Below are 11,282 nucleotides of genomic sequence, written 5' to 3'. Positions count from 1 at the left end.
GCGGCGGCCAGGCGCAGGGTCATCAGGTCGCGTTGCATGTCGTAGAGGCGGCGGACGGTGTTGCGGTTGAGGGTGTCGGCGAAGATGTCTTTTTCCAGCTCCTGCAGTTCTTCGCGGAAGTCGCGCACGATGGGGAGCAGGTTGTCGACGATGAAGTCGAGCACGGCGTACAGGCCGTAGCTGGGGCCGAGTGCCAGCAGCTCCGGGGTTTTCTCGCAGGCGTGGCGGGCGGGTTTGTAGGAGAGCGAGGCGCCGTGCCGGACGGTGATGAGGTAGCGTTTGCCCAGGAAGATGTGGGTTTCCCCGAAGGCGATGCGGCTGCTGATGAGTTGGGCGGTTTGTACGACGATGAACAGTGAGTCGCCGTAGGTTTCGATCTTGGTGCGTTGATGGGCTTGCTGGGCGTCTTCGATGGCCAGGTCGTGGAGGTCGAATTCTTCTTGCAGTTTCAGCAGTAATGGGCTGTCGGGTTCGTGCAGGCCGACCCAGACGAAGGTGTCGGGTTCTTTCAGTACTTCGCTGATGTCGTCGACGCTGATGTCGCGCAGGCGCGTGCCGTCATTGCGGTAGGCGACGCAGTTGACCACCATGGGGGATGAGCTTGTAGCGAGTGCATCGGGCGCGGGCATGATTTCAGTCTTCCTGTACGTGTTCGGCAGTCCGTTGAAGATCAAGATGGATTCCCGCGTTTGCGGGAATGACGGACTTGTGGTGTTTTGCGCAGGCTCCATGCCATGGCGAGCCAGCAGGGTAGCGCAAACAATATCCACGGCTGGTTCTGCTGCACGATGCCTGGTAGCAGATGCAGCAGCAGGGCGATGAATAGCAGGATCAACTGCAGCGTAAGTGCGTTATTGGCAAAGGGAGATGGGCTGATGTTTCGGCGGGTGCGCCATACTGAACGCACCAGCAGGAAAGCAAGCGGATTGAAGAGCAGCAGGTTGGCGTTGGCCCATGCCGAATGATGCGTGGTGAGGGTCCACAGCATCAGCATGACCAGGCCGACGAGGCCGGCGAGTAGCAGGAACAGGTTGCCGAGTAGTGCGTAAACGAGGCGTGCGTATCGCCATGTGACGACTATCAACGTGGCGATGATCAAACCGGCAATGCCGAGCGGAATGCGCAGATCGGGTGGCGTGGCCGGCGGTGTGCTGAGGCGGTTGGGCGAAAGCAGGGTTTCGCTTTGCACGAGTGGTTGTGTGCCGCCGTGGCCATCTGCAACGGCGATGTTGCGAATGCTCTTTTGCAGTTCTTCCGGCAGGAAGCTTTCTTGCCATGCGTTGAGCGGTTGGTCGGCGTAGGGCCCCAGGCCGAGATCGAGGATCAGCATCAGCCACGGTTGCGCGCTCATCAGGCGCACGGTTTGCTGGCGGTAGGTCATGCCGCCTTGCAGTTGTGTGAGCCCCGCTTTGATGACGCCGCCGAGTGCACGGTCGAGGGCATCGCGCACACGCGTGGTGCAGTTGTCGACGTAGTAGTCGTAGTTGTAGGTGGCGTTTTCGGGGCGCAGGTTCCAGAACAGGAAGTCGCGCAGGGCGGCGGCTTGTTGCGCGGTGAGTGCGAGTTTTTGTTTGGTGACGGAGCGGCCGGCTTGGGCGTAGAAGTTTTCTTCGTCGGCGGTGGTTTCGGCGTCGATCAGGTAATGCATCTGGCCGCGAGCGAAGTTGAAGAAGAAGTTTTTCTCGTCGAAGTTGAACACGCCGTAGTTGAAGTTCGCTTCTTCGCCGCTGGCGGTGTCGCGCAGTTCGATGGCGTCGTGGCCAAAGCGTTCCCAGTAGATGTCACCGGGGCCGTAGGTGATGAGGGAGACTTCCAGGTTTTCGCCTGGGGTGTCGGCAACGCCGGCGTGGGCGGGGAGGATCGCGCTGCACAGGAGGGTGAGGGCGATGAGGAGGATGCGGCCGGCCTTGGTCATGCGGTTGGGCGATGGTGTCGGGACGGGTAAGGGTAGCGGATGAGCAGGGGTAGGTTGGGGTGCGAACCCCAACGTCGTGATGCATGGGAGAGGGCCATGTTGGGGTTCGCACCCCAACCTACGACCCTCCCCCCGGAGGGGAGGGGGAGAAACAGCGGCGGCTAGCGGCGTACGACGCGGAATTGCTGCACGCGCCGATCATCCGCCTGGGTCACGCGGAACTCGAAGTTGCCGATGTCGATCTGTTCGCCGACCTCGGGCAGGTGACCGAATTCAGCGGTGACCATGCCGCCGACGGTGTCGAATTCCTCATCGGAGAACGCCGCACTCACTTCTTCGTTGAAGTCGGCGATGGGGGTGAGGGCGTCGACGATCCATTCGCCTTCGGCCTGGGCGCGCACGAGGTTGGGTTCTTCCTCGTCGTCGTGTTCGTCGTCGATTTCGCCGACGATTTCTTCCAGCACGTCCTCGATGGTGACCAGACCGGCGACGCCGCCGTATTCGTCCACCACCAGCGCCATGTGGTTGCGGCTGCGGCGGAATTCGGCCAGCAGCACGTTCAGGCGCATGGATTCGGGGATCAGCACGGCTGGGCGCAGGATGGTGCGCAGGTCGAAGTCGTGGCCGTTGCCGAAGTACTTGAGCAGGTCCTTGGCGAGCAGGATGCCTAAGATGTCGTCCTTGTCTTCGCCATGCACGGGGAAGCGGGAGTGGCCGGATTCCACCACGGCGGCAAGGATGTCGGGGAGCGGCGAGTCCACGTCGATCATGACGATCTGGACGCGGGGCACCATCACGTCGTCGACGTTGAGCTCTGTGACTCGCAGCGCACCTTCCAGCATGGGAAGGGTGTCGGCGCTCAGCAGGCCGTTGGCCTGGGCGGTCCGCAACTCGTCGATCAGTTCTTCGCGGTTGCGCGGTTCGCCGGAAAACAGATGGCCCAGTCGATCCCACCATTTTCGGGGGACGGGGCCGCTGGTACTGCCAGGGTCCTCGTTCATTACTCTTGAAAAAACAGCCCAAGCCGGGCGGGAAAATGAGTCTAGCGGAAAAACCGTGACAATTCAGAGCTTAGGGAAAGTGGACTGCAGCGCTGAAGTCGTGAGGCAAAGTCGCTGGGCCCCGGCGTTCGCCGGGGCGATGGTTCTCAAAGCTGATAGGGGTCGGGAATGCTCAGCCCTTTGAGAATGCGCGTTTCCAGCGCCTCCATCCGCACCGCTTCGGCCTCCACGATGTGGTCGTAACCCAGCAGATGCAGTACGCCGTGCACCGTCATGTGTGCCCAATGGTGAAGCGCCGGCTTGTCCTGTTCGGCGGCTTCGCGGCGCACCACCGGGGCGCAGATGGCGATATCGCCGATCAAGGGCAGATGCATGCCTGGCGGCAGATCCGCCGGGAAGGAAAGCACGTTGGTGGCGTAATCCTTGCCCCGGTAGTCGCGGTTGAGGGTGCGGCCCTCGCGGGTGCCCACGATGCGAATGGACAGCTCGGCTGGCCGGCGTCGTTTTGCTCCGGCCAGGGCGGCCTCTACCCAGCGGCGGAAGCTGACGGGCGAGGGCACGCCGGCGCGCGGGATGCCGTAGCTGAGGTGCACGGTGGCCAGCGGTTCGCCCATCTGGATCAGCTCCCGCGCCCGGGTTTGTTCGAATTGCCGGGCCCCTGTTCCTCGTCTGCCGCTGCCTCAAACGCCTCGTACGCCCGCACGATCTTCGCCACCAGCGGGTGGCGCACCACGTCGCGCGAGGTAAAGAAGGTAAAGCTGATGCCATCCACGCCGCGCAGCACTTCCACGGCGTGGCGCAAACCGGAGCGCACGTGCCGCGGCAGGTCGATCTGGCTGACGTCGCCGGTGATCACCGCCACCGAGCCGAAGCCGATGCGGGTGAGGAACATCTTCATCTGCTCGACGGTGGTGTTCTGTGCTTCGTCGAGAATCACGTAGGAATCGTTGAGCGTGCGGCCACGCATGTACGCCAGCGGCGCGATCTCGATCACGTTGCGTTCGATCAGCTTGGCGACTTTCTCGAAGCCGAGCATTTCATACAGCGCGTCGTAAAGCGGGCGCAGATAAGGGTCTACTTTTTGCGATAGATCGCCGGGCAGGAAGCCGAGTTTTTCACCCGCCTCCACCGCCGGACGCACCAGCAGGATGCGCTGCACGCGGTTGGCTTCCAGTGCTTCCACTGCGCTGGCCACGGCGAGATAGGTTTTGCCGGTACCGGCCGGGCCGACGCCGAAGTTGATGTCGTGCGTGGTGATGGCGTGTAGGTAGCGCGCCTGGTTCGGGCCGCGGCCCTTGATCACGCCGCGTTTCACCTTGATGGTGACTTCCTGCGCGCTTTCGGCGGCTTCTTCCACGATCGATTCAATGCCGGAGTCGGCCAGGTGCAGGTTGATCTTGGCGCCGGTGAGCGCTTCGTTTTCGGTGGCGGCGTACAGCGCGCGAAGCACTTTTTCGCCGGCGCGTGCGGCAGGCTCGTCACCGATCACTTGGAACAGGTTGCCGCGGTGGTCGATCTCCACACCGAGGCGCAGCTCCACTTGGCGCAGGTGTTCGTCGAACGGACCGCACAGGTTGGCGAGCCGGGCGTTGTCTTCGGGGTCGAGGGCGAAATCGCGTTGGTTCAAACCGTTGTTCATAGGTATCTTGCGGTGATTAGAGGTCCATCGTCACCCCGGCGAAGGCAGCGGTCCAGCGTTTTCATGGGTAAGTCGCTGGGCCCCGGCTTTCGCCGGGGTGACGGGTGAGTTTTAGGCGTGATGGAAACATTCGACTACGTAAGGTCGAGGCGATAGAAGCGCGTATCAACCGGCATAAAGGGAAAGCCTGCCGGCAACTGCACTTTGTCGATCAGCGCGAAACCGTGCTTTTCATAAAAACGATGCGCGGCATGGAATTTATCCGTGGTGCCCAGGAATACGCTCCGCACCGCGTGCTGTTTCGCCCAATCCAGCGCGCCATGCAAAAGCTTGATGGCGATGCCCCATGCCGTGCCGCGATAGTCAGCGGCCACGAACATCTTGCGCAAAGCCACGCTGTGGTGGTCGATGTCTTTCAGCGCGATCGTGCCGATGATCTTGTTTTCATCCATCGCCACCCAGAAATTGCCCATGCCCTGCTGGTAATAAGCGGGAATCGCAGCAAGATCCGGCTGGCGTTCCAGGTCGATATCGAAACCGAATTCCTCGCGCTGGATCGACACGATCAACTGAGCCACCGCCGCAGCATGCTGCGGCTGGAAAGGCATCAAGCGGATACGTGTAGCGTCAGCGCCCATGCCGGCGAGTCAGGCGGCTTCGCTATCCACGGTGGCGATACGTCCACGCAGCGAATTGGTCATGGCTTCCGTAATAACCACGTCCACGAACTGGCCGATCAGGCGCGCAGGTCCGGGGAAGTTCACGTAGCGCATGTTTTCGGTGCGGCCGGTGAGTTCGTTTGCGTTTTTCCTGCTGGGCTTTTCCACCAGCACGCGCTGCACGGTGCCGACCATCGCCTCGTTGATCTTGCGGGCGTTCTCGTTGAGTACGGCCTGCAGGCGTGCCAGGCGTTCGCTCTTCACCGAAGCCGGTGTGTCGTCAGTGAGATTCGCTGCCGGCGTGCCAGGGCGTGCGGAGAAGATGAAGGAGAAGCTTTGATCGAAGCCGATGTCGTCGATCAGCTTCATGGTTTTCTCGAAATCCGCATCCGTTTCACCGGGGAAACCGACGATGAAGTCGGAGGAGATGCAGATATCCGGACGCACCGCGCGCAGCTTGCGAATCTTCTGCTTGAATTCCAGCGCCGTGTAGCCGCGCTTCATCGCCGTGAGAATGCGATCGGAACCGGCTTGCACCGGCAGATGCAGGAAGTTCGCCAGCTTCGGCACGTTGGCGTACGCCTCCACCAGCGAATCGGAGAACTCCAGCGGATGCGAGGTGGTGAAGCGGATGCGGCCGATGCTTTCGATCTGCGCGATGGCGTGGATCAGCACGGCCAGATCCGCCGTGCCGCCATCGTGCGTGGGGCCGCGATAGGCGTTGACGTTCTGGCCCAGCAGGATCACTTCGCGCACGCCTTGCTCAGCGAGTTGCGCCACTTCCACGATCACGTCGTCGAACGGGCGGCTGATTTCCTCGCCGCGGGTGTAGGGCACCACGCAGTAGCTGCAGTATTTGGAGCAGCCTTCCATGATCGACACGAAGGCGGTGGGGCCTTCGGCGCGCGGTTCGGGCAGGCGGTCGAACTTTTCGATTTCCGGGAAGCTGATGTCGACCTGTGGCTTGCCGGTGGCGCGCTTGGCCTCGATCAGTTCGGGCAGGCGATGCAGGGTTTGCGGGCCGAACACCAGGTCGACGAACGGCGCGCGCTTCAAGATCGCCTCGCCTTCCTGCGAGGCCACGCAACCGCCCACGCCGATCAACACGGGCTTGCCACCCTGCTTGTGTTCGCGCCAGCGGCCGAGCTGGCTGAAGACTTTCTCCTGCGCCTTCTCGCGGATGGAGCAGGTGTTGACCAGGATCACGTCCGCTTCCGACTCATCCTGGGTCAGTTCCAGGCCATGCGATGCCCGCAGCACGTCGGCCATCTTGGCCGAGTCGTACTCGTTCATCTGGCAGCCGTGGGTCTTGATGAAAAGCTTGCCGCTCATGGCGTCGGGTACCGTGGATTCGGAGGGCGGTGCGGAATGCGTCGAACCGCGTATTGTACTCGCACGTTGAGCCAGGCGCGTAGGTTGGGGTGCTAACCCCAACATCGTTATCCCCATCCCCGCGCCATGTTGGGGTTCGCACCCCAACCTACGGCATCCATGTTCTGGCACACGATTTGGGCAATTCGCGCTTGGCGCGCACCGGTTGTGGGCGCAAACTGCCCGCCATGTTTACCGCCGTACGCCAAAGGGGAGGCGGCGGCCCACGGGGAACCCGCCTCTCCACACGCCTGACGCTCGCCCTGCTGGTTCTGCTCGGCGGCAGCCTGTTGCTGGCTGCGCGGCCGGTGCAAGCCGGTGCGCTTTATCGCTGTACCGGCTCGCAGGGCGAGGCGGTGTTTACCAGCAGCAAGGCGGGTTACCAGGAGTGCAAGCAGGTGGCATCGTTCCCCGCACCTGCAGCCCATGCCGGCCCCAGGCGGGTAATGTCGAGCCAGGTGAGTTCGTTGGCCTGGGTCAGCGGCTGGGTGGAAACCACGGCCAGGCCGGTTGCGCCGATCATCGTGTCGCTGGACCGGGTGACGGCGGAGGTGACCACCACGGCGCGCGCGGCGCCGCCGCTCGATGGCAAGCCGGGGCAGTGGACGTACAGCGATTCGCACTCTGGCGCCGCCGCCGCGCTGGCGGAAAGCGGTACGCAGGATTCAGCGGACAATCGCGTGCTGCGTGGTGCGGTGTATCGGGTGGTGCATCGTGACGGCAGTGTGGAATACACCAACATCCCGCCGGGTGGTGCGCAGGCGAATAACGTCACCAAGCTTTTCAGTTACATCGCCACGTGCATGGCGTGCAATCTGCACTCGAACATCAACTGGAACACGGTGGCGCTGCACCTGGATGCGTACAAGGACGTGATCCACGAGGCGAGTCTGGAATCGGGTGTGGATGAAGCTTTCATTCGCGCCATCATTCACGCCGAAAGCGCCTTCAATCCGCGCGCGATGTCGCTCAAGGGCGCGCAGGGGCTGATGCAGTTGATGCCGGGTACCGCGAACGACATGGGTGTGCTCGATGCGTTCGATCCGGCGCAGAACATTCGTGGCGGGGCGCGTTATCTCGGTTTGTTGATGAAGAATTTCAACGGCAACGTGCGGTTGGCCGCTGCGGCGTACAACGCCGGGCCGGGCAGCGTGCAGCATTACAACGGCGTGCCGCCGTTTGCGGAGACGCAGGTGTATGTGCAGCGCGTGGGGGAATTGTTGCAGCGATACAGCAAGGCGCTGCATCCGCCGTTGGCAAGCCTGTAGGTTGGGGTGCAAACCCCAACACCGCCATGCGTGTCATCGCGCCATGTTGGGGGGCGCACCCCAACCTACCCTTCGATGAAGCTGCCCGTATTTCCCTGCGTGCTCATGGCCGGCAGCCGCGGCGGCCGCTGGATCACATTCACCATCACGTGAAACGGCACGCCATTGCGCAAGCCGGAGACTTCCACCTTGCCGCCCGGCTTGAGCATTGCTTCATGCCGGCTTAGATCGGCCGGATCGCGGATGTCGTCATTGCCCAGGCGCAGCAGAATGTCGTGCGGCTGGATGCCGGCAGCTGCAGCAGGACCGCCCGGGTATACATCAGTGACTTGTGCACCGCGCGCGGCCGCGGCGGGCAGGCCGCTATCGGCTGCTATCGGCACGAAGCCATAGTTGGCGCCGAGCCAGCCGCGGATGACCTGATGGGTTGCGATTAATTGTCGCAGTACGTTGGTAGCCGTATCGACCGGAATGGCAAAACCGATACCCTCCGCATTAGCTGCCTTGCCGATGAGGAGGGTGTTGATACCGACCAGGTCACCGTTGCTGTTGACCAGCGCGCCGCCGGAGTTGCCGAGGTTGATCGCGGCATCGGTCTGGATGAAATCTTCCGGACTGCTGTTGTTCAACTGACGGCCGATGGCACTGATGATGCCCATGGTCACGGTCTGATTGAGGTTGAGCGGATTACCGATGGCGAGCACTACGTCGCCCACGCGCAGCTTTTTCGGATCGGCCATCTGGATCACCGGCAGGTTGCCGGCGTCGACGATCTTCAGCACCGCCAGATCCGTTTCCTCGTCTGCCCCGACCAGCTTGGCTTTTGCCACGCGGCCATCGTAGAGCAGCACCTGGATGTCATCGGCGTCGGCGATCACGTGATTGTTGGTGAGCACGTAGCCGTCTGCACTGACGATCACGCCGGAGCCGAGGTTCTGTTCGCGTCGTGTCTGCGGAGGACCCGCCGGCGTGCCGCCGAACAGTTGCTGCATCAGCGGATCGTTGAACATGCGGATGGCTTGTTCGGTCACGACCTTGTTGGCGTAGATATTCACGACAGAAGGCGCGGCTTTCGCAACGGCATCGGCATACGAAAACGGTGCGGGTTGCGACAACGCCGGTGACGTCACCGCTGATGTCGATGCTTGCTCGTGCTGAAATCCGAAGCGTGTGCGCAGACGATCGCCGACACCCGGCCAGATCAAGCTGATCACGAACGCGATCGCCAGCCCGAGTATCACGAATCGGGCAACAAAGGCGACGATGCCGGCGGCATGCTTCATGTCGTATCAGTCTGCAGGAAAAAGTAAGCGCGTAAGTGTGGCAGAGCGACGTGACCGCCCGTGCGGTTTTATTGTAGGGTTCTTGACCTGAGGCTAGACTAACGCGATTTGTAGTAGGTAACGCGATTTTGCAGGGGCACGATCCTGAGGGGCGGTCGGCGAAGCGGAATCTTTAGCTCGCCCGCATTGGCAGAGTCTGGTTTCTGCAGTGTCAATGGCATGCAAGTACCGGAGAGCCTGATGGCGAACGAAGTCGTCGATCTAGGCCGCCGCCGTTTTCTCACCACGACGACTGCCGTGGTGGGGGGAGCAGGCGTAGTGGCTGCAGTAGTGCCTTTCATCAAGTCGTGGGAACCCAGTGCAAGAGCCAAGGCCGCCGGCGCGCCCGTTACCCAGTCACTGAAGAAGATCGAAGCGGGCCAGCAATTGATCGTCGGCTGGCGCAGCCTTCCCGTATTCATCGTCAATCGCACGCCGGCGCAGTTGGCGGCGTTGCCGAAGCAAGACTCGCGTCTGGTCGATCCGAAATCCGACGGTGCTTCTGCCGACCAGCAACCCAAGTACGCGCAGAACGATACCCGCTCCATCAAGCCGGAATGGCTGGTGATGGTGGGCATCTGCACGCACCTGGGCTGCGTACCCGACTACGTGGGCGAAATGAAGCCCGAGCCGTTCGATCCGAACTGGCAAGGTGGCTACTACTGCCCCTGCCACCACTCGCGCTATGACATGGCCGGCCGCGTGTACCAGGGCGTGCCTGCGCCGAAGAACATGCAGATTCCGCCTTATCACTTTGTCGACGACAGCACCGTGCAGATCGGTGTGGATGCGGAGGGGAATTCGTAATGGCGAACCTCATCTCGAACATCGGCGACTGGGTCATTGAGCGCGCGCCCGGCTTGATGCCGGTGTACCGCAAGCACATGACCGAGTATTACGCGCCGAAGAATTTCAACATCTGGTACTACTTCGGTTCGCTCGCGCTGCTGGTGCTGGTCAACCAGATCGTCACCGGCATCTTCCTCACCATGAACTACGACCCGAGCGCGACCGGCGCGTTCGATTCGGTGCAGTACATCATGCGTGACGTGGAGTGGGGCTGGCTGATCCGCTACATGCATACCACGGGCGCGTCGCTGTTCTTCGTGGTGATTTACCTGCACATGTTCCGTGGCATCATGTATGGCTCGTACCAGAAGCCGCGCGAGCTGGTGTGGCTGCTTGGCATGCTGATCTTCCTGGTGCTGATGGCCGAAGCCTTCATGGGCTACGTGTTGCCGTGGGGGAACATGTCGTTCTGGGGTGCGAAGGTGATCGTGTCGCTGTTCGGCACCATTCCGGTGATCGGCAAGGACCTGGTCGAATGGATCATGGGTGACTTCCTGCCCGCCGACGCTACGCTCAACCGTTTCTTCGCCCTGCATGTGATCGCGCTGCCGCTGGTGTTGTTGCTGCTGGTGGTGCTGCACCTGGCGGCGCTGCACGAAGTGGGCTCGAACAATCCCGACGGCGTGGATGTGAAGCACGGGCCGAAGGGCAATCGCTGGGATCCGACCAAGCCGATCGACGGCATTCCGTTCCATCCGTACTACACGGTGAAGGATCTGGTCGGTGTGGGTTTGTTCCTGGCCATCGCCGCCTTCATCATCTTTTTCCAGCCCACCTTTGGCGGCTGGTTCCTGGAGCACGACAACTCGATTCCGGCGAACAATCTCGTCACGCCCGCGCAGATCAAGCCGGTGTGGTACTTCACCGCGTTCTACGCAATCGTGCGCATGATTCCGTCGGCCTTGGGCACCGCGGTGTGGGGTGTGCTGGGTATGTTCGGCGCCATCGTGCTGTTGTTCCTGATGCCATGGATCGACGGCGGCAAGGTGCGATCCATCCGTTATCGCGGTACTGGCTTCAAGGTGGCACTGACGCTGTTCGTCCTCGCGTTCTTCGGGCTGATGCTGATCGGTACCGACTCCACCGCCGACTTGATTCCGATGCTGTTCGGCGCCGACTCCGACGTCACCGGCATCGAGAACTTCTTTGGTCGCACGATGGTGCTGATCTATTTCGGGTTCTTCGTATTCCTGTGGCTGTACACGCATCTTGGCTGGGAAAAGACCAAGCCGGTTCCGGAACGGGTGACGACGCATGA

General features: G+C 61.9%; 11 protein-coding genes. 3 read left to right on the top strand and 8 right to left on the bottom strand.

All coding sequences use genetic code 11. The features are described from left to right. From VJR68_RS08795 to miaB, 7 genes are all read right to left on the bottom strand, one after another. Positions 1–590, bottom strand: a 590-nt coding sequence (locus VJR68_RS08795; protein WP_324147300.1) for a CorA family divalent cation transporter, incomplete at its 3' end; no start/stop codon positions are given. Positions 591–670: 80 nt separating this feature from the next. Then, positions 671–1,915, bottom strand: a complete 1,245-nt coding sequence (locus VJR68_RS08790; protein ID WP_324147299.1) for a DUF4105 domain-containing protein — start codon at positions 1,913–1,915, stop codon at positions 671–673. A 161-nt stretch (positions 1,916–2,076) separates the two neighbouring features. Beyond that, positions 2,077–2,916, bottom strand: coding sequence for an HlyC/CorC family transporter (locus tag VJR68_RS08785; protein WP_324147298.1), 840 nt, complete (start codon positions 2,914–2,916; stop codon positions 2,077–2,079). Positions 2,917–3,062: 146 nt separating this feature from the next. Further along, positions 3,063–3,536 (bottom strand): rRNA maturation RNase YbeY, encoded by a 474-nt coding sequence (gene ybeY, locus VJR68_RS08780; RefSeq protein WP_414647754.1) that lies wholly within the window; start codon positions 3,534–3,536, stop codon positions 3,063–3,065. Further along, on the bottom strand, positions 3,536–4,555 hold the full coding sequence (locus tag VJR68_RS08775; RefSeq protein ID WP_324147296.1) for a PhoH family protein: 1,020 nt from the start codon (positions 4,553–4,555) through the stop codon (positions 3,536–3,538). Before VJR68_RS08775 ends, ybeY begins: the two co-directional genes overlap by 1 nt. 134 nt (positions 4,556–4,689) lie before the next feature. Then, positions 4,690–5,193: a GNAT family N-acetyltransferase gene (locus VJR68_RS08770; RefSeq protein WP_324147295.1), complete on the bottom strand. Its 504-nt coding sequence runs from the start codon at positions 5,191–5,193 to the stop codon at positions 4,690–4,692. Positions 5,194–5,202: 9 nt separating this feature from the next. Continuing rightward, on the bottom strand, positions 5,203–6,546 hold the full coding sequence (gene miaB / locus VJR68_RS08765; protein WP_324147294.1) for a tRNA (N6-isopentenyl adenosine(37)-C2)-methylthiotransferase MiaB: 1,344 nt from the start codon (positions 6,544–6,546) through the stop codon (positions 5,203–5,205). A gap of 227 nt (positions 6,547–6,773) precedes the next feature. Here miaB and VJR68_RS08760 point away from each other — a divergent pair, with 227 nt between their 5' ends. Continuing rightward, positions 6,774–7,853, top strand: coding sequence for a lytic transglycosylase domain-containing protein (locus tag VJR68_RS08760; protein ID WP_324147293.1), 1,080 nt, complete (start codon positions 6,774–6,776; stop codon positions 7,851–7,853). A 65-nt stretch (positions 7,854–7,918) separates the two neighbouring features. On the opposite strand, the gene VJR68_RS08755 is transcribed toward VJR68_RS08760, so the two are convergent. Continuing rightward, positions 7,919–9,136 carry a trypsin-like peptidase domain-containing protein gene (locus VJR68_RS08755; protein WP_324147292.1) on the bottom strand — a complete coding sequence of 406 codons (1,218 nt, stop codon included), beginning with the start codon at positions 9,134–9,136 and terminating at the stop codon, positions 7,919–7,921. A 240-nt stretch (positions 9,137–9,376) separates the two neighbouring features. Between VJR68_RS08755 and petA the strand changes: the two genes are divergently transcribed. Both petA and VJR68_RS08745 read left to right on the top strand, forming a co-directional pair. After that, positions 9,377–9,982: a ubiquinol-cytochrome c reductase iron-sulfur subunit gene (gene petA, locus VJR68_RS08750; protein ID WP_324147291.1), complete on the top strand. Its 606-nt coding sequence runs from the start codon at positions 9,377–9,379 to the stop codon at positions 9,980–9,982. Continuing rightward, the coding region (locus tag VJR68_RS08745; RefSeq protein ID WP_324147290.1) for a cytochrome bc complex cytochrome b subunit at positions 9,982–11,282 on the top strand (1,301 nt) is incomplete at its 3' end. The genes petA and VJR68_RS08745, both read left to right, overlap by 1 nt.

Origin of the sequence: Dyella sp., assembly GCF_035277725.1 — a bacterium.
Lineage (GTDB): Bacteria > Pseudomonadota > Gammaproteobacteria > Xanthomonadales > Rhodanobacteraceae > Dyella_B.
Note: the sequence above shows the minus strand (reverse complement) of the source record. Positions and strands in the feature narration are given on the sequence as shown.